General features: G+C 52.1%; 26 protein-coding genes. 14 read left to right on the forward strand and 12 right to left on the reverse strand.

What is annotated here, in order from left to right; translation table 11 throughout:
• Window positions 1-25: 25 nt before the first annotated feature.
• From A4G99_RS23275 to A4G99_RS23285, 3 genes are all read right to left on the reverse strand, one after another.
• On the reverse strand, window positions 26-553 hold the full coding sequence (locus A4G99_RS23275; protein WP_190303863.1) for a hypothetical protein: 528 nt from the start codon (window positions 551-553) through the stop codon (window positions 26-28).
• Between the two features lie 11 nt (window positions 554-564).
• A complete protein-coding gene (locus tag A4G99_RS23280) occupies window positions 565-1,149 on the reverse strand; it encodes a helix-turn-helix domain-containing protein (RefSeq protein WP_066148801.1) in 585 nt (194 codons plus the stop codon).
• A gap of 263 nt (window positions 1,150-1,412) precedes the next feature.
• Window positions 1,413-1,823: a hypothetical protein gene (locus A4G99_RS23285; protein WP_223302186.1), complete on the reverse strand. Its 411-nt coding sequence runs from the start codon at window positions 1,821-1,823 to the stop codon at window positions 1,413-1,415.
• Between A4G99_RS23285 and A4G99_RS24900 the strand changes: the two genes are divergently transcribed.
• Window positions 1,813-2,637 (forward strand): alpha/beta fold hydrolase, encoded by an 825-nt coding sequence (locus A4G99_RS24900; protein ID WP_082838028.1) that lies wholly within the window; start codon window positions 1,813-1,815, stop codon window positions 2,635-2,637. The genes A4G99_RS23285 and A4G99_RS24900 overlap by 11 nt on opposite strands.
• Window positions 2,638-3,335: 698 nt before the next feature.
• Window positions 3,336-3,617 carry a YdhR family protein gene (locus A4G99_RS23290; protein ID WP_066148692.1) on the forward strand — a complete coding sequence of 94 codons (282 nt, stop codon included), beginning with the start codon at window positions 3,336-3,338 and terminating at the stop codon, window positions 3,615-3,617.
• Window positions 3,618-4,308: 691 nt separating this feature from the next.
• Here the strand turns inward: A4G99_RS23290 and A4G99_RS23295 are convergent.
• Window positions 4,309-5,088 carry an enoyl-CoA hydratase-related protein gene (locus tag A4G99_RS23295; RefSeq protein WP_066148694.1) on the reverse strand — a complete coding sequence of 260 codons (780 nt, stop codon included), beginning with the start codon at window positions 5,086-5,088 and terminating at the stop codon, window positions 4,309-4,311.
• A 126-nt stretch (window positions 5,089-5,214) separates the two neighbouring features.
• Between A4G99_RS23295 and A4G99_RS23300 the strand changes: the two genes are divergently transcribed.
• The gene (locus A4G99_RS23300) at window positions 5,215-6,144 is read left to right on the forward strand and encodes a hypothetical protein (RefSeq protein ID WP_394337488.1); all 930 of its coding nucleotides are present in this window, start codon (window positions 5,215-5,217) and stop codon (window positions 6,142-6,144) included.
• 103 nt (window positions 6,145-6,247) lie between these two features.
• On the opposite strand, the gene A4G99_RS23305 is transcribed toward A4G99_RS23300, so the two are convergent.
• Window positions 6,248-6,637 carry a CopG family ribbon-helix-helix protein gene (locus A4G99_RS23305; RefSeq protein WP_066148697.1) on the reverse strand — a complete coding sequence of 130 codons (390 nt, stop codon included), beginning with the start codon at window positions 6,635-6,637 and terminating at the stop codon, window positions 6,248-6,250.
• Window positions 6,638-6,849: 212 nt separating this feature from the next.
• Between A4G99_RS23305 and A4G99_RS25530 the strand changes: the two genes are divergently transcribed.
• The 4 genes from A4G99_RS25530 to A4G99_RS23330 all read left to right on the forward strand — a co-directional run bounded on the left by A4G99_RS25530 (window position 6,850) and on the right by A4G99_RS23330 (window position 10,655).
• Complete coding sequence (locus tag A4G99_RS25530) at window positions 6,850-7,650, forward strand: hypothetical protein (protein ID WP_150123226.1); 801 nt, start codon at window positions 6,850-6,852, stop codon at window positions 7,648-7,650.
• A 227-nt stretch (window positions 7,651-7,877) separates the two neighbouring features.
• Entirely contained in the window at window positions 7,878-8,831 is a 954-nt protein-coding gene (locus A4G99_RS23320) for a cation diffusion facilitator family transporter (RefSeq protein ID WP_223302187.1), read from the forward strand.
• Window positions 8,832-9,131: 300 nt separating this feature from the next.
• The gene (locus tag A4G99_RS23325; protein WP_223302188.1) at window positions 9,132-10,019 is read left to right on the forward strand and encodes a hypothetical protein; all 888 of its coding nucleotides are present in this window, start codon (window positions 9,132-9,134) and stop codon (window positions 10,017-10,019) included.
• Window positions 10,020-10,193: 174 nt separating this feature from the next.
• Window positions 10,194-10,655: a plastocyanin/azurin family copper-binding protein gene (locus A4G99_RS23330; protein ID WP_066148703.1), complete on the forward strand. Its 462-nt coding sequence runs from the start codon at window positions 10,194-10,196 to the stop codon at window positions 10,653-10,655.
• Here A4G99_RS23330 and A4G99_RS26330 read toward each other — a convergent pair.
• The 3 genes from A4G99_RS26330 to A4G99_RS23340 all read right to left on the reverse strand — a co-directional run bounded on the left by A4G99_RS26330 (window position 10,639) and on the right by A4G99_RS23340 (window position 13,018).
• Entirely contained in the window at window positions 10,639-11,055 is a 417-nt protein-coding gene (locus A4G99_RS26330) for a hypothetical protein (protein ID WP_190303864.1), read from the reverse strand. The two genes, A4G99_RS23330 and A4G99_RS26330, sit on opposite strands and share 17 nt — an antisense overlap.
• Window positions 11,056-11,110: 55 nt before the next feature.
• Window positions 11,111-12,541: a multicopper oxidase family protein gene (locus tag A4G99_RS23335; protein WP_066148705.1), complete on the reverse strand. Its 1,431-nt coding sequence runs from the start codon at window positions 12,539-12,541 to the stop codon at window positions 11,111-11,113.
• Between the two features lie 168 nt (window positions 12,542-12,709).
• Window positions 12,710-13,018 carry a DUF302 domain-containing protein gene (locus A4G99_RS23340; protein ID WP_342764556.1) on the reverse strand — a complete coding sequence of 103 codons (309 nt, stop codon included), beginning with the start codon at window positions 13,016-13,018 and terminating at the stop codon, window positions 12,710-12,712.
• A 277-nt stretch (window positions 13,019-13,295) separates the two neighbouring features.
• Between A4G99_RS23340 and A4G99_RS23345 the strand changes: the two genes are divergently transcribed.
• Window positions 13,296-13,655 carry an SHOCT domain-containing protein gene (locus A4G99_RS23345; protein WP_066148709.1) on the forward strand — a complete coding sequence of 120 codons (360 nt, stop codon included), beginning with the start codon at window positions 13,296-13,298 and terminating at the stop codon, window positions 13,653-13,655.
• A gap of 283 nt (window positions 13,656-13,938) precedes the next feature.
• Here A4G99_RS23345 and A4G99_RS23350 read toward each other — a convergent pair whose 3' ends face one another.
• The 3 genes from A4G99_RS23350 to A4G99_RS23360 all read right to left on the reverse strand — a co-directional run bounded on the left by A4G99_RS23350 (window position 13,939) and on the right by A4G99_RS23360 (window position 16,499).
• Window positions 13,939-15,261 carry a permease gene (locus A4G99_RS23350; protein ID WP_066148711.1) on the reverse strand — a complete coding sequence of 441 codons (1,323 nt, stop codon included), beginning with the start codon at window positions 15,259-15,261 and terminating at the stop codon, window positions 13,939-13,941.
• Window positions 15,262-15,718: 457 nt separating this feature from the next.
• Entirely contained in the window at window positions 15,719-16,078 is a 360-nt protein-coding gene (locus tag A4G99_RS23355; RefSeq protein WP_066148713.1) for an SHOCT domain-containing protein, read from the reverse strand.
• 148 nt (window positions 16,079-16,226) lie between these two features.
• Window positions 16,227-16,499, reverse strand: a complete 273-nt coding sequence (locus A4G99_RS23360) for a hypothetical protein (protein WP_066148715.1) — start codon at window positions 16,497-16,499, stop codon at window positions 16,227-16,229.
• Between the two features lie 157 nt (window positions 16,500-16,656).
• Here A4G99_RS23360 and A4G99_RS23365 point away from each other — a divergent pair, with 157 nt between their 5' ends.
• The 5 genes from A4G99_RS23365 (at window position 16,657) to A4G99_RS24905 (ending at window position 22,868) form a co-directional block, all read left to right on the forward strand.
• Window positions 16,657-17,019, forward strand: a complete 363-nt coding sequence (locus A4G99_RS23365) for a helix-turn-helix domain-containing protein (RefSeq protein WP_223302189.1) — start codon at window positions 16,657-16,659, stop codon at window positions 17,017-17,019.
• 620 nt (window positions 17,020-17,639) lie between these two features.
• On the forward strand, window positions 17,640-18,659 hold the full coding sequence (locus tag A4G99_RS23375; RefSeq protein WP_150123227.1) for a hypothetical protein: 1,020 nt from the start codon (window positions 17,640-17,642) through the stop codon (window positions 18,657-18,659).
• A gap of 14 nt (window positions 18,660-18,673) precedes the next feature.
• Window positions 18,674-20,392, forward strand: coding sequence for a carbamoyltransferase C-terminal domain-containing protein (locus A4G99_RS23380; RefSeq protein ID WP_066148721.1), 1,719 nt, complete (start codon window positions 18,674-18,676; stop codon window positions 20,390-20,392).
• 198 nt (window positions 20,393-20,590) lie between these two features.
• Entirely contained in the window at window positions 20,591-21,847 is a 1,257-nt protein-coding gene (locus A4G99_RS23385; protein WP_066148723.1) for a permease, read from the forward strand.
• 238 nt (window positions 21,848-22,085) lie between these two features.
• Window positions 22,086-22,868: a hypothetical protein gene (locus A4G99_RS24905; RefSeq protein WP_082838029.1), complete on the forward strand. Its 783-nt coding sequence runs from the start codon at window positions 22,086-22,088 to the stop codon at window positions 22,866-22,868.
• A gap of 166 nt (window positions 22,869-23,034) precedes the next feature.
• Here A4G99_RS24905 and A4G99_RS28165 read toward each other — a convergent pair whose 3' ends face one another.
• On the reverse strand, window positions 23,035-23,394 hold the full coding sequence (locus A4G99_RS28165; RefSeq protein ID WP_082838030.1) for a four-helix bundle copper-binding protein: 360 nt from the start codon (window positions 23,392-23,394) through the stop codon (window positions 23,035-23,037).
• 165 nt (window positions 23,395-23,559) lie between these two features.
• Between A4G99_RS28165 and A4G99_RS23400 the strand changes: the two genes are divergently transcribed.
• A complete protein-coding gene (locus A4G99_RS23400; RefSeq protein WP_066148807.1) occupies window positions 23,560-24,150 on the forward strand; it encodes an AsnC family transcriptional regulator in 591 nt (196 codons plus the stop codon).
• The last annotated feature ends 356 nt before the right edge of the window (window positions 24,151-24,506 follow it).

The following is a 24,506-nucleotide window of genomic DNA, read 5'->3' on the forward strand; positions in this document are numbered from 1 at the left end:
TCGATGCGTTGTGCAAGCTCCTCGATTATGTGATTTCTTCGATCAAATCGAATCCGTTTTTGAATTCAATCTGTCCTTCAAATCCTCGAGCTTCGATTGCCCGCACAACACCTTTGCCCGCATCAGTGTCTCTCGTGACAACGGTGACAGACGCCGCGTTACCGCTATTGAGGAGCTGCATTGCAACGCCAGCAAGTGCTGTATCCGCTTTCTCGATCTGATCCTCGCTTCGATGTGACGCCTTTGCAATGAACCGCCGGACGGTATCCATCACGGCTGCAACTCCGCCATTTGTATAATCGAGTTCGTCAGCGGTCGTCACCCACCCGGCGTCGATCGCACTGTTGATCGGCGTTTGGCTTGGTGTACTTCGATTAGGTGCTCCACCAAGTTCTGAATACACTCGTTGGGGGATCATAAACGAAATTCCGTTGCGTTGTGCAAACCGTCTGAGTGCTGTGTACTTGTTGTTTTGTTGCCGTCCACAGGCGATGAACAATCCTGAATCTGCAACCCACGCATATCTCTCGGCATCCGAACCAACGTCACTCATTCTTTCTTCTCTTATGTCTCTGTGTTCGGTGGGTGGTCGCGTGCGTTCTGAATCCTATCAAAGTAGGGGTCGTGTGGTTGCATCTCGAGAATGACTTCCCTGAGTGCATGCAGCACAGCGATCGCGAACGCAACCTGCAGATCAAGTTCCCGAGCAGCAATTCGCTCGGTCATTTCTCCATCAACGTACGGGACAGCGTACGTGAGTGCAGCAGCAAGTTTGCCGAGCCCATATCGGTCGAGGAGGAGGTCAAGGTCCTGATCCTGCGGCGTCCGGCCGACTGCTTCGATGAGGGTGGGTGTAATCGTATATTCAGCCCCATCAAGCTCTGCGGTCAGCGTAATCGGCGTCGCCGTGTAGGTGTGTGTCTTCTGTGCTTCGTCACGGGATAGGACACCCATCTCTACGAGTGTCGCTGTATCCGAATAGGCGGTCGTTCGGGGTGTCTCTAATCCGTCGACGATATCGTTGATCGTCACCGCTTCATTTCGCAGAATGAAGGTATAGAGACGGGCCAGCCGTGGTTCGGATAGCAGCTGGGCAACCGAGAGGAAACCATCAATGACGTGTTCGGGATTGCCTTCGGCTTTTGCCATACAATACATGATTCATGTGTTGTGTAATAAGAGTTGCGTCGGCAACTGACCTACTCTCGTCCATCCTCTGGATGGCTAGATTACAACGTTGTAATAGAAGGAGATCGCGAACGGGACCCCCTCTGTTTCGTAGAAAATGACGCACTCCACCGTAACCAACCGATTACTACCACCATGTGTCACCGGCAATGCGGTGTGAATCTCGTGTGGTGGTGTGGTTCGAGAGGGGGGTTCTTCGAACCCCCGTGATTACAACGCTATAATTAGCGCCCTCCATTTTGTTCCACGTTTGCTTCGTGTGCTCGCATCCACCCAGCTAAGTCGGGATGTGCGAACCTGATCTCGATGTGATGGCCACCGACACCCATGGTATCGTCGATCGACAAAGTTCGAGATTCCTTGTAGATCACACCAGGAACACGCTCGGCCATCTCCTCCATCACCCGGTAGCCGTCGTTTGTGTACGCACAGCCGTAATGCGTTGCAACCTCCCGATATCCGAGTCGTGCAACCATCACGTCGTTCGTTTTGGCGACGTTCTTCGCGTGCTCGAAGATAGTGGAGGTACTTGATGACTCACCGTATTGGTTCCATTTTTGACTGTAAATACCATATTGTTTTATCCAGCAAATATTTTTTATTGGGAGTTGGTGGTAAGAGACAATGCCGTACATTACAGGATCTGATGAGACAGAGCTCTTTGTTACCGATACGGGATCCGGACAACCTCTTATTCTTATCCATGGTGGTTTTATGAGCCACCGTGTTTGGGATTATCAAATTGAGAGGCTTAGTGACGAGTATCGGGTCATCGCACTGGATCTTTGTGGTCATGGTGCTTCTGCGAAGCCGTATCTCGACTACACACCGAAACGATTCGCGCAGGATATTGCAGATTTACTAGAAACACTTGAACTTGATCAGGGAATACTCGTAGGATGGTCCCTTGGTGCAACTGTAGCGGCTACTTATCTGACAGAGTATAAAAATCCAATCGAAGGGACTGTATTTCTCTCATCGGGGATTTTTGAAGGCATTGCTCATAGCGGGAGTCAATCTACTGAAGGACTTGATTTTGACAGTCTAATCCAAGCACATCGATCTAATCGACCAGACGCTATGATGGCATTTGTATCTGGATTTTTCGCAGAAGCACCTTCTCAAACCATGCAGCACTGGCTATGGAGTATCGGGATGGAATGTCCCATGTACGTCGGTATTGATGTGCTAGAACTATATCGAGATATGGATCATTCCAGACTTGAAAAACGCCTCTCTAACATCGATATCCCAACAGCAGTGTTTCACGGTGCTCACGATACTGCTGCCTCCCTCACTGATGCAGAATTTGTTGCGGCTGAAGTGTTGCCAAACGCTACGTTTGTCCCCTTTCCAGAGAGTGGCCATGTACCCTTTTTAGAGCAGCGTGAACTATTTAATGAGGAATTGGTTAGTTATATAAAATCTGTGTACTCATCTCCGCTTTAGAAGGAAATATTCGCATCAACAAAATACCTCATCTACGTTCCCGAAGCGCTCGAACTGCAGCAACAGAACCCACGTCTAGCTCGCGTGTCTTGCTAACAAGCGCGTCACCTAACCGCTCTTTTTCATCGGTGGTTTTCGTTAGATCGGTGAAATCGCTCGCTAAGATACTTATCACATCGCCATTCGTCTGCCTGTCTACGAAATCTTCCCCTTTTTGTGAACTCGATGTGATACTCGAGCAGGTAAGGGATCACGTTGCCCCCGCTCCGACCACAGATGCGGTGGCCGGTAGGACCTCTCCTCTTCTCGCTGGTTTGTAGCCGATAGATACCGATACAACTGCCGTACTTACGAGTAGCCGTACGGCATCAGTCCTGAACTGTGTCAATTCGAGGCGTTCACGACCACGTTCGTGTTGGATTCGTGTCCCTCTCGGTTGTGAGTTCGTCCCAGCCACGCTACTCTCCGGCAACCCCGTCTGTAGCCGGAGCAGGGTCCGAGTCGTTATTTTTGAGTTCACCGGGAAGCTCGACGTCTGATTTAAGTACGACCCAAGCCGTCTATTTTAAGTCCATAGTGAAAGAACATCTTCCGAGCGATACGCTGCTGTTGTAGAATTCCTCCGTTAGAGTCGTCAAAAGTAGTGTTCTGGATTGGCTTATCCTCCTGTATGTCCTACCATATCATAGTGATCGAACATGGAGGTCGTTTTCATCACATTCGAATCGGAACTGAGTTCCGAGGAGTTAGACGAGACGCTACGCGACCGCGCGAAGAAGTTCCGACAGATGGACGGACTCGTCCAGAAATACTATCTGCAAGACGAAGAGAGCGGGCAGGTTGGCGGACTCTACATGTTCAACTCCGAAATATCACGTGACGCATTTCTCGCGTCCGACCTCCGCACCGCGATACGGGAAGTATGCCGTGACTGGCGAGCTGGAAGTGGAAACGTTCCACCTGCTATTCCCGCTGCATGAGGCGGAGGGATTCCCAACCCCAGCCTGAGATCGTCAGTGAAGAGATTTGTCCGCACTAACGGTGTTCGGCATGAACGACTCGCTACTGAACGTCAATCACCGTTACCTGCTACAAGGTGATCACGCGCATCTTGGAAGTGCTCACTTTGTGTTTGTACACGGGGGTGGTGAACTGGTTCATCACCCCCTACCGGGTGTAACCCGGTTTGCCAGCACACGGTGAAGAGCAGCCTTCTACCGCAAAAACTCCGCAATAACAAGTTTACTCCCAAGTAGTCGACCGTTCTTTTCTCACCTCCGTCCAGCGGAGGTTTCGAACCGCCCATCGTAGTGTGGTTTCTTCGGCTGTGTTCGTGGCGGTTGAGACCCGATCGGGGTGATGAATCAATTCACCCACCTGCCGTGTGAAGCTTAGCAGGTGAACGAGTTCACCCCCCTTCCCGGTTTCCCGGAAAGGTTGCTCGTCGCACCAAATCGGGCACAGACCCGCTGAGGGAATCGAACCCTTGTGCTGACCGTCACGGGTTAGATCAGATTGTTAGTCGTCGTCCTACACGTCGAGATCGATGTACAGTCGCTTGCGTCGAGCGTTTCCGTTATTCTGCTCCGAGGGTGGTTCGTAGGCTTTCCACATCACACCGTGTTTTTCACCGAACTCTTCGAGCAACGAAAGACAGTAGCGCTCGCCGAATTACTTACCAGGCCACTCGGGCTCACGCTTATTGAGGAACGCATCAATGCCCTCGTTCGCGTCGCCTGTGGTACACAGCGAGGCGAACAGCTCGTTCGAGTACTCGAGGGCGGTGTCGTAGTCGAGATCGTTCATCACGTAATATGCCTGCTTGCCCATTTGAACGGCGACCGGACTCTTCTCTGCGATTGACTCCGCGAGTGCAATTGTCTCCTCTCGGAGGTCGTCCTTGGGGACGACGCGATTAACAAGTCCCCAGTCGAATGCGGTCTTGGCATCAATGAGCTCGCCCGTCAGCAGGAGTTCGAGACACTGTTTCTGTGTGAGCGACCGCATCAACGGTACGGCAGGCCCCATACAGAATAATCCCACGTTGGGGGCGGTAGCGCCGAGTTTGGTTCCTTCCGCGAGCACTGCGAGATCGCACGCAGCAACCAGTCCAATTCCGTTCGCGGCGGCGTGACCATGAGCTGCCGCGATGACAGGTGTCCTCATGTCCACGAGCGTCTGAAATGGTTTTTCCATCTGTCGGACCCATCTTTTAAACTCCCGTTGGGTGTCAAAGTCTCCGTGTTCAGTTAGGTCAATCCCCGCTGAAAACGCCTTCCCAGCACCCTCAATGATTACGACCCGAACGTCATCATTTTCGTCGAGTTCTCGAAGAGCGTCATCGAGATCGTGGGCTAATCCCGTGCTGAACGTGTTCATCGCCTCCGGGCGGTTAAGCGTGATCGTCGAAATATGCCCGTCGATGTCTACCGTGACGGCCTCATAAGCCATAGGAAGAACCACACGTCGGAAGAAAATAGTTGTTCAGGGCTCTGAGGGCCGTGTCGAGATGAGATACGATCGGAGCGCACAAGCGATTCAATTTCTCTCAAAAACAAGTCACGTAGCAGCTAGCTGGTGTTCACGACTGAGATTCGAGAGACCGAGGACGATGATCATCGCGACGAATTGGAAGACCAATCGAGTGCGATCAAGTGGATTCTGGTGTCCTGTTTCGGCTATCAGGGCTTCTCGAACGCGAAGTTCGGCCGGATCGAGTGCCACGAGGCGATCAACGCGTTTGCGCGGGAGATTCTGTTAGAGACGAAGGCAGTGCTCGAGGAGAACGGGTGGCGGATTGTGCATGGCATCGTCGGTAGCGTGTGGGTGACACCGATAGAGGGGGAGGAACAGATGTCGTTGTCTGCGCTTGCATCGGAGATTTCTGATGCGGTGGAGATTCGGCTTGAGCATGAAGCCCACTACGACTGGATATCGTTCGTTCCGTTGAGTGATTCGGATGCGGGTGCATTGACGAAGTACTTCGGAAAGGTGGCTGGGGAGGATGAGTACAAGTATCGGGGCCTCGAGTGTCGCCAGCGGAGTACGCCGTCGTATATCGATGAGGCACAGAAAGCGTTGATTCGAGCGGTGGATGCGTATCGTGATCCAGAGGCGGTTTGTGAGGAGCTGCGGTCGTGGGTCGATCGACTCGAGCGTGGGGCGGTCGATCCGAGTGATTTGGTCATCACGAATCGGGTTTCGAAGGAGAAGGAGGACTACACCCAATCGACGCGGAGTGTGGCGGCGCTAGAGCGAGCGGCTGATCTGGGGTTGGCTCGCGCGCCTGGACAGAGTGTGTCGTACGTGGTGGTGGATGATGCGAAGGACTCGCGAGAGCGGGTGCTGTTGGCGGGTGAGGAGTTAGACGAGTATGATGTTGAGTTTTATCGGGAGTTGCTGGTTCGTGCAGCAGCGAGTGTGTTGTCACCGCTTGGATGGCGCGAATCGGATATTGAGGAGGAGCTAAGGCAGTATACCGAGTCAAGTTTGGTGTCATTCGGTTGAATATTTCTTCATTGGGTGATGGGATACCATTCGATTTCTAGAGGACGTCTTTGAGCGTAGAAATCGACCCCAATTGATGCGTTATACTTTACGAGAGTTGAACTTAGTCTGCTTGGAGGAAGACGACGTTTGCCCGTCCGACAGCATCGAAATCCCGAAGACGATACGTAAGTTCACGGATACGAGCCGCATCTCCCCGACAGAAAATACTCTCTAAACACCACTCCCCTTGATGAGTATGAGACATAGTGTCGATGATATCTTGGAATTCGTGTTGAATGCTGTGGAGGTCGCCGATGACAAGTGTGTGTTCGTAATCGAACGCAATCATCGCCACGACCTCTCCCTCAATATCCGCCAACGTCGTATGTCGTTCGACGTATTCTTGTATTGCTTCTCGAACGGCTCGCGAGCGCGATTCCATTCCTTGCTCTTCCCAGGTCTCGTCGAACTCGTCCAGCACCTCCTGTGGAATATTGATACTCGTTCGCATACACCCACTTGGTTCGGAGGACATTTATTCGAAGTTATTATGACTTTTCCAATTCGGTCGTACCAATCAACCGTTGAAACCCCTTTCATCGATCCGAATTTTGGGAGTTACTGGTTCGTCAGATGGATACAGGACAGTACTATCGCCGTATTACGGAACACCCGATTCGGTCATAACAACCCTCATGACCTGTCTCTCGTTACGTTTCGACAATGGCAATTCAAATCGGCGTGCTGCTCGCGGTGGCTGGCCTTGCTGTGTTCCATAGTCTCGAACCGGGACACGCCTGGCCGGTCGCTGGCATCTGGGCGTTGAATCAGGACAATCGCTGGCGAAGCAGTATCGGGAGCGGGCTAATGCTCTCGCTCGGCCATATTCTCGCTGCAAGCCTTTTTCTTGGCGCGTTCTCCCTCCTGACGACTATATTCCCCCTCCACCAGTACACTTCCTACATCCGGATTCTCGCCGGGCTCGCGCTCTTCTACCTCGCTTACCGTCTCTACACTCACTCGCACGATCATGACCACGAGCACGCCCATGGTGACGACCCCGACCACAGTCATGACCACTCACATGGGACAGACCATACTCACTCACACGAGGGCGACTACGATCGCGGATACAACCACGACCATAGTCACGGCGACGCGGGTCACAGTCACGGGATGTTCAGCGGTGCACTCTCGGAGTTTCAGATTGGGGACGGAACGGGTCTGGTAGGTGTTGCTGCGTTTGCGTTCTTGCTCGGACTTGTCCACGAAGAAGGGTACGCACTCGTCGGCTTCTGTGCGGGAACGTTCGACTGTATTCCGATCGCACTCACCTACGCTGTTTGTATCGTCATCACCATTACCTCACTCGTCGTCCTCACCACAGCTACCGCCGCTCGGTTCGCCGAACGCCTCGAAGGTGGTCTCGCGGACTATCTTCCCGCTCTCAGTGCATTCGTTCTCGGATTCACGGGAGTCGTCTTCGTTCTCGAGGGTCTCGGCATCCTCCACATTCTCCCCTAATCGCAAAAGGGTACAGTGCTAGAAGTGCCAGTGCGTTCAGAGTCATCGTCCTTGACTTTGGGTGTTTACCCGCTAGGCGCTCGGTCCACCAGCATTCTTGTCCTGTGCATTCTCTGAATTAGATTGAATCAAAAAATCGATTATATGCGCCTAATGAGGGCTTTTATTAGTGAGTAGCGATGAACCAAGATGATGGATGAGCACCTAGACAGGTTTCGACGAGCAACATGGGCAAACCTTCTAGGGAATACCCTCAAAATGTCATCGAAGGGGCGGTGGGGGTAGCTTTCGGGAGTACTGCATTGATCGCGAACGCCGGTCATTCAGTCGCCGACCTCGCTGCAAGTGGCGTTGTCCATATTTGGGGTCCGACCGCGTTTGAGCCACTTGACACCACCCATCAGCATGGTCACGACCGATTTGAGCCACTCACTGCGCTCATCGCTGGTGGTGCACTTGTTCCACTCGGCGGGATTCTTCTCTACGAAAGTGTCGAAAAATACCTTCGTGGGAACGAAGCAACGTTCAGTATCTTCCTCGTTGGTGCGCTTCTCTTCTCGATGGTCGATATGTATGGGACCTACCGATATACCGAGCGTCTCAATCAGATCGTGAACTCATCGAGTCTCCATTCGCTTGCTAGAGATTGTCTCAACTATTTTTATACGATTATCGCTGCACTCGTCGGAGTGCTCGGAGTGTGGGCGGGATACCCGGTTCTCGATCCAGTTGCCGGTGCGCTCATTAGCTTAGTTGTTATGAAAGAGGGCGTTGAGTTGGCACGCGAAAATGTTTCATACCTATTGGATCGTGCGCCGCCGAAAGAGACCCAGGAACAGATTCTCGCGACAATTGAGGACCACCCGGATGTTCATGGTGTGCATGACGTCGCGATGTATTATTCAGGAACTGACATCGAAGTCGAATTTCATGCTGAGATCGATGCGGATCGACCCTTCGAGGATGCCCATGCTCTTGAAACAGATCTCATCCAAACCTTCAGCGAGAGAATGGTGTCAGCGATGTCCATGTTCATCTCGACCCATCCTCGTGAATCGACTCGGGCTCAAGTCCGGGGCCATTCTCATACACTGACTGTAAATAGGAATTCGTTCGTACCGCTGTTTCGAGAATTACACCACAACACATTTTCACTGCTATTCCAAACAGCACTCCAATAGTGATTCGTCAGGAACGACTAGATCCGATATCACACGCACGTCATAGATAAGAGACATGAATCATGAGATTTCGACACGCCATCAGTAGTTCACTAGTCGTTGTTGGGCTTACAGCTGCGATTACCCCGGTTGCTGCCCATTCGGGAACGACGCACGCAGAAACGCCACATGAGATACTCTTTTTTGCCTTCATCGGTGGGATCTGTGCAATAATTAGTGCGGGTCTGGCCATGCACCGCGATATTTTACCGCATCCACTCATTGGAATACTTCTCACGGGAGGTGCTATTACTGCCGTCTTTGGGGGGGATCGGCCTCGTCGAAATCCAGGTTGTCGGTCAAACGCCACCGACACTTACCGCGTTCTATCCCGTTTTGACCCTTCTCCTGGCTGGAATCCTTGCTATCGGCGGATTCCTTTTCATTCGATTCAAATATCCGATGAAGCCTCAGTACGCATTGCTCTGTGTGTTGCTAGCAGGATGGATTGGATATCCCACGGTGATGCCGAATCAAGGATACTACAATCCACTCGGATATGGTCTTGTTTTGACCCTCCCGTTCCTCATCGCGTATCTCATTTGGACTGAAGCGCGGGGTGTCCTCCAGAGTCTCCGGTTACAAACGATACCGAAGGTAGTTGGAATAGGAGCTGGATTGCTAATGAGTATCTTCTTTGCATTCTCCGCGGGGACGATGAGCTTCAATCCTGATTCGGGGGTTAACGCACCAACGGAGGCGTTTTTCATTCCTTACCAGGTGGCGAGCCCATTGGTTGTCTGGCCTGCGGTTGAATGGTACTTCCCGTCGATTCCCTTTACTGGCTATCTCTCGGTTGGTACCTTGGTGCTGATGCTTATTTTGGGAGGGTTGATTGGTTTAAACGTCGCTGTGGTGGTTCAGCAATGGAGTACCGCAGGCTCTGTGGCTGGCAAACAGCTCTTTTCGGGGTCGCTCGCTGCATCTGGAGCGACCGCGTGTTGTTGCTGTGCGCCAGCCTTCTATGGCGTTCTTAGTGTGCTGTTCGGTACAGCTGTCACTCCGGTTTACTGGTCGTTCATGATCCCGTCGTCTCCGGTCGGCAGTACATTCTTTGCGGCGAGCGTTCTCCTCCTTCTTGGGAGTTTTCTCCAGTCAACAGGCGTGTCTCAGAGTACGGCGAATTCGTCGATAACTCCCGCAAATTGAGTGAACTGCTCGTAGAATCACATTCACAACAGGGGCAAAAACCATGACTGCCTTTCAGCGTGAACTCTTTCCGCAATTCCAACATCGGATAATACCGTCTCATTCATAATTAATATCTGATTATGAGTGGCCGAAACTTATCTACGGATCGGTACGCCATTGGCATATCCAGCAATGCCCAAGACAAGTCGTCGGTCCCGACGAGCCGTTCTGCTCTCCAGTGGTACCATCGCGATAACTGCCCTCGCGGGTTGTACGGGTGGATCGAAGGAGAATAAGAAAGAGAATTCAGAAAAGAACGGTGGTAGTGGTAGTCAAAAAGAAATCCAACTTGGTGCAAAGAAGGAGGGTTGGATGGGTCGTGCACCTGATTCAATCAAGGGTAAGAAGAACCCAACCCTCTCGTTGGAACCGGGTCAAAAGTACAAGCTCACCTGGAAGAACCTCGATGGTCTCGAACACGAACTCATGCTCTTAGATAAAAACGGCGAAGAACTCAAAAAGAGCGATGATGGCGAAGAGAAAGGCAAGACGGTTACAATGACGTTTACGGCATCGAAAAAGATGGCGAAGTATAAGTGTGAATATCATCCGAAAACGATGCGCGGTGAGATCAAACTCACGAATAGTAAGTAGCTAAATCAAGCGAGTACTTGTCTCGCTCTACTGTTTGTCCTTCCCCTTCATCGTCGTTGGATGGTATTTGCACCGGTATCGCTTCATTTTCGGCGTTGCAGTGAACGTGACTGATTTCGTCCCCCCGTTCTTCACCATCCTTTGTCTGTTCAAGGATATTCCCATTGGCATCAAGAATCTGGAGCCGGTGTTCGACCCCATCGAGATCGGTCCACGATATTTTGTACTTTGTCCCTGGTTTGAGCGTTAGTGTGGTATTCTTCTTGCCTTGTATCGAACTAGGTGACCGTCCCACCCAGCCAGGAACCTTTCCTCCGAGACGAATTTCGGTTTGATTCTGTGTGCTTGTCAGCCCTTGCTGGATTTTGGGTTGTGCAGTCGTCGTAATCGATAGGGCCATTAGACGAGCTGTGGTGCGTTCCGCATCGCGATCGCCACGAATTGCTATGTAACCGTCATTTGATATATTCTACGACACGGGCCATCCCGGATTCTAGGTGATAGAGGTTGTGACAGTGGAACAGCCAGTTGCCGGGATTGTCCGCGAAAAAGTCGAACGTCACCGACCCCATGTGACCCGGCACGATAACCGTATCCTTCATTACGTCCGCGACCCGGAAGAAATGCCCGTGGAGGTGCATCGGATGAAGCACTGGACTTCGATTCGTCATCTTCACGCGGACGTGTTCTCCTTCCCGGATCTGTAACGGATCAGCGTCGGGGTATGCTTGCCCATCGATGAGCCAGCCATACGAACCGCCCATCTCAGGCGATAGCGTCAGGTCGAACATCCGATCGGGACTTCCACGGAGTTGCTTCGGGAGCTGCTTTGCTCGCAGATCGCTATACTGGAGTGTCCGCCCCCACGATTTGAGACCAGCTGGTGACCCCGACGTATTACCATACCGAAGGATTGCACGAGCCGGCTGTTCGTCGCCGTCGACTGCCTCCCCTCGTATTTCCCATGCACCGGGATTCGTCGCTTCGACGATGGCATCGTAGCGTTCGCCCGCACCGAAAACGAACGAATCGACCGGGACGGTGTCAACGGGTCGCCCGTCAGTGTGCGATATTCGTAGTTTGTGACCGGCAATACCGACACGGAACGCAGTCGCACTGCTGGAATTAATAAAGCGTAGGCGGACCCGTTCTCCCTCCTTGACGTCGAATGTTGCGGGATCTTCCGGGAGACAACCGTTCACGAGCAAGCCAGCATACGATGGCCGTCGGTCACCCATCATACCATCCATTCCACCACCACCCATACCACCCATTCCACCACCACCGCTCGACGATCCCTCAAGTGGTTCAGGTGCATGGGTGAGATAGTCGTCGAACACGACGATATATTCGTGGTCGTACTCGACAAGTGGCGACTTTTCTTCGATCACGAGCGGTGCATACAACCCGCGGTCGAGTTGGAGGCCAACGTGACTGTGGAAGAAGTACGTTCCCGCCGGTTCCGCCCGGAACTTGTACGAGAATGTTTCATCGGGCTGGATCGGCTGTTGGGTGACGTTCGGCACACCATCCATACTGTTGGGGACCGGAAGGCCATGCCAGTGGACCGTGGTTTCTGTGGGGAGACGGTTCTGCAAGTCGACGCGAACGATGTCGCCTTCGGTGGCACGGAGTTCGCTGCCGGGGAATAACCCGTTGTATAGCCAGTTCTGTGCCGACGAAGAGGCCGGTGACACCGTTCCGGGAGATGCAGTCAGAGTTGTTTGCACGTCCGGGTTGCCCGACACCGTTGTCCGTGGGGCAACTGTCTTTTCGTTGTCGAGCGAGGGGGCGGAACTGGAGGTACAGCCGGCGAGGGAACCAATTCCTACGACACCGAGCCCACGGAGGAGGGCGCGTCGCGAGAGACGTGAATCGTCCGTCATTGATCAGCGTACGAACTGAAGCATAATAAGGGGCAGTATTGGGGATATCATGAAAGGTTCTGAAAGAAGGCCTAAATGTGAACTAGGGGATATTTATGCGGTCACCGCAGAGAACGGGACCGACCGGATCTGGTCAAACCAAGTGCCAATCACCAGCAGGATAACTCGTCAGTACTCGGCAGTGGCCACATCTAACACACGGTCAAATCGATCGCGAACGTCTTCGGCGATATCGTCGAGGGCTGGGTTCTCGACGACGCTCAGCAGAGTATTGGGGTCAACGGCGCTAACGACCACATCGCTGTCGTCCTTGTAGACGACGACGTTACAGGGCAGCAATGCGCCAAGATCGCGTTCGGCGTCCAGTCCTTGCTCGGCTAGTGGTGGGTTACACGCGCCGAGGATGCGGTACTCCGGATATCCCTCGAGGTCGAATTTTTCTTCGAGTTTCGCTTGTAGGTTGATGTCGCTCAGCACGCCGAACTCCTTGGCTTCTAGTGCGTTGACGGTCGAGTCGATAACATCTTGAAACGGACCATCGAGTCAGGGGTCATCGTGTAACTCATAACCATCTCACGGTTCGTCCGCCGATAATATTGTGTTTAAGGCACAATCGTGATGGCTGCGAATATGTATTTGAAACGCCATGATAAAATTGCAACGTGCGACGAAGTTACGTTCTCATGGGACAAGAATCAGCAACTCGATATAATTCATCAGTCGTTGTAGTACTAGATGTAAGGGTGAACTAAACATGACTCTCGCACACCGACTCGAAACAAGAACTGCGACGCTGGCCACTCTCGCGACGACGCTCCTCACAACGACGACAGGAACGGTCGTCGCTCACACCAACGGGGCTATCGGCGGCGCCCACTCGTGGGGCGGTCACATGTGGGGTGACGGCTGGATGGTTGGTCCCGAGTGGATGGGTCTTTGGGGACTCCTTTGGATGGGCGTCTTCATTGCGATACCTCTTGCACTCGTGTACCTCGCTACGCGCCGCGAGACCGAGCGCAAAACAGACTCCGCAGCGGCGGTACTTCGAGAGCGATACGCCCGCGGCGAGATCGACGACGATGAGTTCGAACTGCTACGAGCGAAACTCTCGTAGCTCAGCCTGTTATTTCGACCGCGGGGCTTGTTCCAGCGGACAGTGATGCGTTACCCCTCGTGACCAGTAGGTCGTGGTTGATTCCAAAAGGAGCAGTACCCGAAAATGAAGACGCCCCCACACGCCTGCGCTTCCATTACTACCTGAATAAAACTGATTCGACTTCGACACCATCGAATCGGATTCAAGTGCAATTCTAACCGGTGTAGTGGTTTCGACCCATTCAGTCACAAAAATTCTTTGTCGGTCGGCGATATGCTGAAGATGAGATATCAGTAGAGGCTTAGTCCGCTGGCTGGGTGTGTTCGCCGTGTTCTTCCGTGGATTCGGACCGGTGGAGCCAGTAGAGGAACAGGAAGAATCCAGTCGCCAGTACGTTCAGCACCATTTTGTAGTTCATCTCGATTTTGACCTCGGCGATTTTGGCGGTCGAGGGGTCCGGGATAAGCCCGGCACCGAGGAACAGAAAGTGAATGACAAACCCAGTGAAGACTGCTGCGACGAAAATCATCCCCGAGAGGATGGCCGCGAACTTCGCTCCGTAGTATTCCCGATAGGCGTCCATTATTGGTGGGACGATGAGGTCTGCGTAGATGTAACTCAGGACGCTCCCGAATGGGAGACCATTCGTCCAGAGGACGGTACCGAACGGAACGTTTCCAACCGAACACACGAAGGTAGCGACACCGATGACAGCACCGACCACTGCGGTCCAGAAGATGTACACCGGCACGCCGAATATCGGTCCGGAAAAGACCGACGTCCAGACTTGCTTGGGAATGAATCCGGCGATAAGACCGGCGAAGATGAATCCGATGGCGATTTCGTCCCAGAGCATCCCCCACTCTTTCCACTGTTTGTCGGCAAGCGCCTTCCATCCGGAGAGCGACGTCGCCTGCTCGCGGATAGTCGTATTGACTTCTTCGGGATCGAAACTCTCCTTACACGACTGCGAGCAGAAATAGTAGGTTTGCCCGTCGTGTTCGGTCGAATAGTCGGTCTCCTCTGGGTTGACGTCCATTCCACAGACCGGATCTTGTACAGTTGGACTTCCTTCGTCGAGGACGTTCTGTCGGGCTTGATCGAGAACCTCGTCTGGCACGAGATAGATGAATCCGAAGGCCATCAGCCCGATGAGCATGAACCCACCGATGATGTCCGCCGCGAGGAACTGCCACCCGAGAAGGATCCAAATGACTGCGCCGATCTCGATGACGAGGTTCGTCGATGCAAACATGAACGCGCCGATGGTGGCCGCTGCAGAGCCACCTTTTTTGAACAAGTTCTTCGCCGTGGCGATGGCGCTATAGGAACACGACGAGGAGATGAACCCAAAGAGCGACCCGTAGCCAATCTCACGTAGGCCATTGCCCTCTAGTAGGTCTGCGACTTCTTCGTCTGACGTCCACGCCTCAACGCCTCCTGCAATGGCGAAGCCGATCACGAGCGCCCACCAAGTGATCCATGCCATGGCGACAGTCGTCGTCGCCGCATGTTTCGTACTCTCCACGAAGAACGTTCCCAACGGCTTCGAAGTTGTGAATACTCCGATACCGATGGTCACGAGAGCGATAGCGACAAGGATCGCATATTCTTTTTTCTCCATACAAAGCACTACGGGAGTCCCACCTAATCGTGTTCTGTCTAATACATTGGTGGTGAAAACGGACGAATAAACCCATCCACTAACTATGTAGTGGATCCTACTTTGTTTTCCAAAGCGTGGGTGGATTTGACCCACGTTTCCACGGGGACCAATGCTGATTATTCGGCAAAATAATCCACTCAGAAGCCCAATTACGGCAATTTCAAAGACTTCGAGTTCGAACGAAGAATCCTAGGCAGAGAAACCCCAATACTGCCGTATCCGAGTCACAATCATCCCTATCTGTGTGTGAGGACAGTTTCTCTCGTGAACTCTATTCTTCTTCGGTGACGACAACGTCCAAACCATACTATCTGCCTACATTGATGCCCGTTATCAAGGAGAAATCGTTTGCATTTTCAGAGGGCTCTCGGCAGTAACATTCGTTGAAAAATTCTCAAACTAGATACTATTTGACTCATTCCCGATTGTTGTTTTCCCTCTGCAGGCGGTTACGGCGCGTATCGAATTCTTCTTCGGATAGGTCACCCCGAGCGTATGCTAATCGGAGTTCTTCGAGTGCTGGGTCAGCTCTCAAGTTATCTCCTTTAAAGGCACGATAGAGAAGATAACCACCTCCGAGCAGAATAATCAGTGGAATGAGCATCATGACCCATCCCCAGATCGGAGTGACTCGACCTCCATATCCTGGGCCCATCATCCACCCACCCATTAGCGGGAATGCGAACAGCATCATCACCACTGGGATGAGAAGAATGATCGCGAGAACGATGAGGACGATTCGAACGACCGAACCACTTTGATCTGCTGTGGTCATAGGTCCACATAGGTTCTATAATCACTTACAAATTCTCTCGATGGCGAGCGGACCGATATGATATATATTTAAAAATAAGAGGGGGAAAAGAGTGAGCCTCGGAGGAGCTAGTATAATTGGTTCACAACGCGTGCGACGAACGTTCCACTCAAACCGAATCGTCGGGCTCGTGTTTGTCGGCCATCCGATCGGCTTCAGCCTCGTATCGTTCTTGCAGATCTGGATCATCAACGGCTTCGAGGTTGGTGGGTGAGACATCCTTCGCAGCAGTCACCGAATCCATGTCCACCGCTTGTGCAGCGAGTTCCCGCCGGAAGATCCGGTCGCCATCGGGGGTTGCGTACTTGAGGATGATGAGGTCACGATTGTTGTAGCCACGTTCGACGAGCCACACACGGATTTCCTCAGTTTCACTTGACATAGTGTTAGTGATGGGAACCACGGTGTTAGGCAGTTCGGTAATCGTAGTGATCTTATAATTTACATCATATTGGCGGTTCATGACCTGTGGGTGATACAAATGGCGTTGAAAAGTGAAAACCCGTACTGCTATAACCGAACCACAAACATCTCTGTCTGTGTGTGAGGACAGTTCCCCCCGTAAAATCCTATCCCTCCTGGGAGACGAACACGTCCAAACCATACTAGCGGTTACGAGTGAACAATCCATGTCCGCGAACGAACTGAGCGATACCTGTGGTATTTCACTACCTACTGTGTATAGACGCATCCAAGAACTGGTCGAATACGACCTGCTTTCCGAACAGAACAAAATAGCACCCGACGGAAATCACTATAAGAAGTACGAAGCGGCAGTCGAGCGGATCGATGTACAACTGCAACAAGGAACGTTCGCCGTAAACATCGAAGAGCAGCCACCAACAGATGCACCGGATCGTTTCAATCGACTGTGGAGCGATATCCGGAGGGACGATTCATAATGCACCAGGGTCTCATCGCAGCGAAAATTGTCGTTATGATACTTGGTGTTCTTATCGCGCTCCAAAGCTATCGCGCATATAGGCGATACGAGAACCAACCGATGCTCTTTCTCGCCATCGGATTTGTGATAATTAGTATTGGTGCCGTGATCGAAGGCATACTGTTCGATATCGTCAATATGTCGATTTTCTATTCGGGCTTGATTCAGTCCATAATCGTCATTATCGGTATGGGATTTATCCTGTACTCTCTCTACTACCAACCCTCGTAGATGTGTAGCATTTTTTTGACGACGTCCCCTCTTTCGTCGAACCGTCCCTCTAGCCGCTGTGAAACCGATATTTTCGATAGTAAACTTCGCTTATCGGACTTAAACGTACGGTCGATTTGAATGTACAATATTTCTAATTTTAATGTTGATATTAAACGTTTCGGTGATATTCGTTCTATGAAGTCACTCGTCGTGGATTATACATTTTCCCTTCGTTTGCCGCAGTGACGCAACCGTATCATTGCGCGAGATACCCGTCATGGAGCGACAGTACTGCCAATCCGACGATAATCTCGACCGTGAGAAACTATGGATTCCAATAAAAAATTCATCACACGACGATCGGTTTTGGGAGGTACAGCCCTCACACTCACAAGTCTCGCAGGTTGTACGGGATTAGGTGGGTCATCAAACGAATCGACGACAACAACCGCATCTACAACGCGAACGACGACAAATCAGACCACGACACACCGTCGTACGACAACTACTTCGGAGACACAAACGGCAGAAACGACTGAAACGACTGACACGACTGAAACAACCGAAACGACGACCAGAGAGAAACCGGGATACAAGGATTATCACTGGCACGGCGAGTTATTCTTCGAAATCGATGGGAAGCTCGTCGATTTCACGCAGCCGAAATACTTCCTCGATAACATCGAAAAGCAACACCCTGAGACGGTGTATTTTCACTTCCACAAGTCCGCACACGGCCCGAACGAGTGGAGTAATGAGAAGAAAGTCATCACGCTCGAACGTGGTTTGAATCTCTTGCCGGGCATCTCATACAAAAAACAGGGTGGAAATCACGTCATCGGATATGACGGGACGACGTATCAGGATGGCCGCTCTGGAGTCGACATCACCATCCACGAGCGAACCGAGGAAATCGACCCGACGAAATACGAGGTCCAACACGCGGACCAGTACTGGGTCCACATCTCGACTGGACGTAAATCGGGCACCAGTGGTGATACGCGGTCAGGGCTGCTCATGTTCGACATTAATAATCGCCGGTTGGATTTCACCGCATCGAAATACCAGCGTGCTGGAACGAAGCAATTCCAGTTTGCAAACAGCAACCCCCCGTACTACGGGTGGACGAACACGGGAGAGCCAATTACGCTCGCGGAGGTGTTCGACCAACTCCCGGATATTTCGTACTCGAATCGTGGTGGTCATACTATCAAATATTCCAGCAGTGACCGATACGATGGGATATATAAATCACGGATGAGCGGAACGGAGATCAGCATTCGACAGCGCGCGACCGATATCGACCCAACCTCGTACCAGTTGCAGGATGGCGACATCCTTTGGGTCTACGTTCACACCGATGCTGCGCCGGATAACGAGCACTGAGAAATTTAAACCAGATGACAAACTACACCCTCTCATTCAAACCAGCAATCGGACTGTACGGACAACACGACCCAAGCGCAGTGCTCTTCGAAGATGGTGAGGCCGTCTACGGTATCGAAGAAGAACGCCTCTCTCGGGATAAACACGCATCGCACTCGTTCCCAACGAACGCCATCCGTGCGTGTCTTGACTATCGAGACCTCGAACTCGGTAATCTCTCGAAAATCGTCCTTCCCTATGACCCGTCGCTCCAATCGAAGATTCTCGACCACTATCTTCGTGACATCGTTCGACTCGATGGACTGAGCACAAAAGCCCGTCACATCGAATGGCTCGTGAAATCACAGGTTCGAGGACGATTTTTCCCCACCAATCACGTAGAATCTCGACTGGCGGACATCGGGACGCCAGTTCCCCCAATCGTGACCAGATCTCACCATGCGTGTCACGCTGCTAGCGCATTCCATCCATCCGGATTGGATGAAGCGGTGATTCTCACAGTGGATGCCAAAGGCGAGTACGATTCCACAGTCGTCTGGCACGGAGATGAACACGGACTCACTCGAATCCGAACGTACGACCATCCCAACAGTCTCGGCCTCTTTTTCGCGGTCGTCACCGAGTATCTCGGGTATCGGATGTTCAACGGGGAAGGGAAGGTAATGGGTCTTGCCCCGTACGGTGAGGAGAACGAGGCCATTGAGAGTGCACTTCGGGATCTAATTACACCCGGAGTCAACTACGACGTGACGGAACTGACCAAGCGGTGGGGGACGGATTACGGCGTCAGAAGACTCGAGGAGTATCTTGGTCGACCACGGAACGACACACCGGGAGAGTTCGATCAATGGCAGAAGGATTTCGCTTACACTGCACAAAAGCTCCTCGAAGAAACCGTTCTCGATATGGCCACAACGTATGCCAATCACATCGGTACGAGGAACGTCGCGCTTGCTGGAGGGGTTGCGCTGAATTGTAAAATGAACATGCGTCTCATCGAATCGAATGACATCGAGAACGTGTTCATTCAACCGGTCGCTAACGACGCTGGATTAGCGCTCGGTGCAGGCTGGCTCGACCAGTCGCCATCGGCTGTTCCACAGATGACGAACGTTTATCTCGGCTCCGAGTATGAAACGGACGAAATCGTGAACCTACTGGAGACGAACAAAGTCAGCTACAAGCGTCCCGATAACCTCGAACGGTACGTCGCAGAGCAGTTGGCCGACGGATCGCTCGTCGGATGGTTCCGCGGCCGCTTAGAGATGGGACCCCGCGCACTCGGGAGTCGAAGCATCCTCGCTGATCCTCGCTCAATTGCCTCTCGTGACCGAGTAAACGAGTTCGTCAAGCATCGGGAAGAGTGGCGACCGTTCGCACCGTCGATGCTCGAAGATGCCGCCGAAGAGTATCTCGTAAACGGTCGACCCGCACCGTTCATGATTACTGCGTCTGATGTGCGACCTGAGAACAAAAATCATATCGAAGCGGTACTTCACCCAGCAGACGATTCGACGCGGCCCCAGACTGTGCGCGAAGATCAGCACCCACAGTATTACCGACTAATAGCTGAATTCGGTAATATCACTGGCGTTCCAGTCGTCCTCAATACATCGTTCAACGATCACGCCGAACCGATCGTTGAAACACCAGCACAAGCGCTCAAGGACTTCTACGGAATGGGCCTCGACGTCCTCGTTCTCGAAGACGTGGTCGTTGAGAAAGAGACCTGACTCCCATCGACACGCCACTGGTGACTATCTGCTAATGACGATAGATAACGACGATTCGAAGAAATCATCAGTAGGGGAGGTGGTCTCGGTATCGTTCTCGAAACGAACTTGAATGACTCACTTTCAGCACCGACATATCGTATACAATCGAGAACCGGTATCAACACCGCACCCGTAGTGTTGACGAGGGGGGAAAGAATGGCCGTTGGAGCGGTTAGTGTCATTAGCAATCAAATCTCCACTGTCGTATTAGCTACCGGGTCGCTCCAAGAGGTCGGGCAATTTATTCTCGAATGGGCGTGGGATATTTGGTGGGCACTCGTTCTCGGATTCACCATTTCAGGCGCGATTCAAGCCTATGTCTCACAAGAACGTATGGTTGAACTCCTCGGTGGCCGTGGGAGCCGTGAGATTGGTTTAGGTGCCTTTTTCGGATTTCTCTCGTCCAGTTGCTCGTTCGCTGCGATCGCCACCACGAGAACGATTTTCAAAAAGGGAGCCTCGCCCGAAGCATCACTCGCTGCATTTCAGTTCGCATCCACAAACTTGGTTATCGAAATCGGCCTCGTGATGTGGATTCTTCTCGGCTGGCAGTTCGTCATCGCCGACTTCCTTGGTGGTGTCTTTCTCATCCTTCTTTTTGCTGCGATAACGAAGTATCTCGTTCCGGACTCATGGTTCGAGAGTGCTCGTGACCATCCCGACGAAACGGGTGGCGGGATGCAGATGGATACGATTCTATCGTTGTTGTTGCGAGTTCCGAAACGACTGCTCTCATCTACGAATATTTCTGAACCTGAATCTTCTCGTGGAGAACACGAGCACGCTCAGGATCACGCCCACACGGACCACGACGAGATGCAACCGGAACCTAGCTGGAAGTATGCGTTTCGTCGGGCGATTCACGAATGGAAGATGGTCTGGAGCGATATCATCGTCGGATTCATCATTGCCGGTTTCATTGCCGCGTACGTTCCACAATCGGCATGGACGCAATTGTTCTCGCTCGCTCCACAAGGAACGTTTGCGTGGGTCGCACTCGGTAGTCTTATCGGTGTGATCGTAGGGATTGTGACGTTCATTTGTTCGGTCGCTAACGTCCCATTCGCACTCGTCCTCTGGAGTGCGGGAATTCCGTTCGGCGGCGTTCTCGCGTTCATTTTCGCGGATCTGATCGTCCCGCAAATCGTCAATATCTATCGGAAATACTACGGCCTCCGGATGGCCGTTACCCTCTTTGTTTCCATCTTCTTCGTTGCCTTTGTCAGCGGAATACTCATCCACTACCTGTTCGTCGGACTCAATCTTGTTCCACAAGCTACCACGGGCGGTGCTGTGCCGGGAACGTACACGCTCGTCCTGAACGTGTTGTTTACTCCGCTCTTCCTTGCTCAGGTGTACGTCACGTATATCGAACCGCGCCGTGGTTCTCGTCCGATGTCGGCAGAATCGTGATCCCGACTATCGTTCTCGGGAGTGAACGACCTCGAACGCAAGGACTGTATCTCTCGATACCGGCTAACAGGTTCGTTTGACATAAAGACGAATAGTTGAGAGCCTCCGTCTGTTCGTCTCAGGCACCGGTCTATACAGACGATAAGCAATCGCGAGAAGGCCGTTGCCCCCAACTTTGAGCGATCGGAACGATCCAGACAGAGAAACCAGTAAGCCGGTTCGTAGTGGAGTAGAATGTATGGGGGAGCATTCAGACAACGGCGACCGCAACATCGAGCCAGATAACGAATCGCAAAGCCATATGCCAAGCGGTCACTCTGCAATCGGGGGATTGGCACTCCACAGCGACGGCTTCCAATTAGTCCCATCGGAAACACGCTTTGAGGCCGATGAATCCAACGACTGGTCATTTCAGATCGTCACTGAAAATGGAGCGGCGGTAGCCGAATTCGAGGAAGCACATGGGGAAGCACTCCATTTGATAATCATCCGACGGGATCTGACCCATTTTCAGCATCTTCATCCTGAGATTAGCTCGGAAGGACGATGTCGAGTAGAGGACTTTTCGTTGCCAGTGCCTGGCGTATACCGTGCGTTTGTTGATGCCGTCATTGACGGCCAGTCGATGACGCTTGGGTTCGACCTGTTCGCACCTGGGACAGCAACTGTTGAAGAACGTCCTGACACGTCACACCATGCTTCTTGTGAGGGATACGAAGTCGAATTGCTCACAGACACTGTCACTGCCACCGAGCCTACGCAATTGCTGTTTGAGGTCCAACGGGCTGATGGTTCCGTAGCAGACCTGGAACCATATCTCGGAGCACGCGGTCATCTCGTCGCCCTTCGCGAGGGAGATCTCGCCTACCTCCACGTGCATCCGAAGGAAACCACTTCCCAACCAGGTTGTGTCGAATTCGATGCCACCTTTCCAACACCTGGCCGCTATCGCCTTTTCCTCCAAGTAAAGCCAGATGGTGAACTGATTTCGACCGCCTTTGATGTTCGTATTGACCACTGATCCTCAAGGGATATTCCGTAGTTTTCCTCCAAGATTTCGGAAAAAGAATTCGCGTTGAACTGGTCTCATCACTTCCATGCTTGTGGACCAAAAATACTGCTAATGGAGCCGTCACGCATCACTACGGCTTTACTGTGTCATGTCGTCGTTTTCGATACCGGTCTGCTTACGCAGACATCATGCTTCGGCAACTTTCGGCGCAGTTTTCGAGGACATCGGCACAGAGTTGGCAGTGATCCGAATCGTGGCGGGAACACTCTTCGGCACATTCTTCGCATGCACCTGCACAGACTTCTGCCAACTCGGCACTGTAGTTGGAGCTTCGCGCCATGAATCGGGCGTGAAGACTCGCCGTGTCAGCGACATCGCGGCAAAGTCGCAGACACTCGGCCATTCCTTCACCCTCACCAGCACATTCATCCGCACACCATTCGCATACCTCTGCCGCCTCGAGGCAGTTTTCGATACAATCGCTGGTTTCGTCGTCTACGTGATCAATTTTCGAGATTGTTTCTGATAGTGCCATTGCGTTCTCTTATTGAGGACCTATCTTTTCCCCCGTTGTTGCTAACAGATCAAAGCGAGACTCTATCCAATCCGGGAAGGTGAAAGTACGCACATAAAAAACACCTAACGGTATCGCTTGAAAGCAGCGACACTCTTTCCCCTCTAGCAAGTGGATGTGGAATACATGGTGGAACTCGATGAGACCGATACAGAGATACTACGGTTATTGATGGATGATGCACGTCGCTCGTATACCGATATTGGCGAACAAGTCGGTCTTTCAGCCCCGAGCGTTTCGAACCGCATTACCCAGCTTAAAGATCTGGGGGTCATCGACGGCTTTACCGTAAACATTGACCGGTCGATGCTTGCGACGGGAGATGACATTCTGATCGAAATCGAAGCTAAGCCAGGTGCAGAAGAGGGGATCGTCGAATCGTTATCGAATGTCGATGCAGTTGAGTGTATTCTGCAGACAATCGATCTCCAAATCAGTGCTCACGCCTATATGAACGATCGAGAGATCAAGCAACTTTTCGATGAGACGCTGGACGACCAGGACATCCAATCGTACGAGATTCGAAAGGTCGCAAATTCGGTCTGGAAACCCCAGATCCACCGGTCTGATCTCGCTATCGAATGTATTGAATGTGGAAAGCCAATTCAAGGGGACGGCATCACGGTGGAAACCGATGAACAACACTACTATCTCTGTTGCTCATCTTGTGAATCACTCTTCCGTGAGCGCTATGATGAGTTGAAGAGCGGCGTCTGAAAACTATCCAGTGACACTCCCTAGAGGAATTGGTATTCACTGAATTAGCCGAAGGAGAGAGGCTTGCGTTGTAACCATTCTGCAATCCTTATGTAATTGAACCCTTTCTCCCTCATATTAATTTGATTTATTGTCATCTCTGGCGATGCCACTCTGGGAGAAATTCCATGTCCGACAAATCACGAGTTACGAATCAGACACGCAGACAGTTTCTCGGTGTCGTGGGTGGTGCCGCGATTGGATTGTCATCGACTGTGACCGCTCAAGAAACATCTTCAGGCGAGAACCATCACGACATGTGCTGTTTCCGTCTCGGTGGCCGAGTTTCTGAATGGCAAGGACGTAGTCCTCAATCT

The sequence above is a fragment of the Haladaptatus sp. R4 genome (genome assembly GCF_001625445.1).
Taxonomy (GTDB): Archaea; Halobacteriota; Halobacteria; order Halobacteriales; family Haladaptataceae; genus Haladaptatus.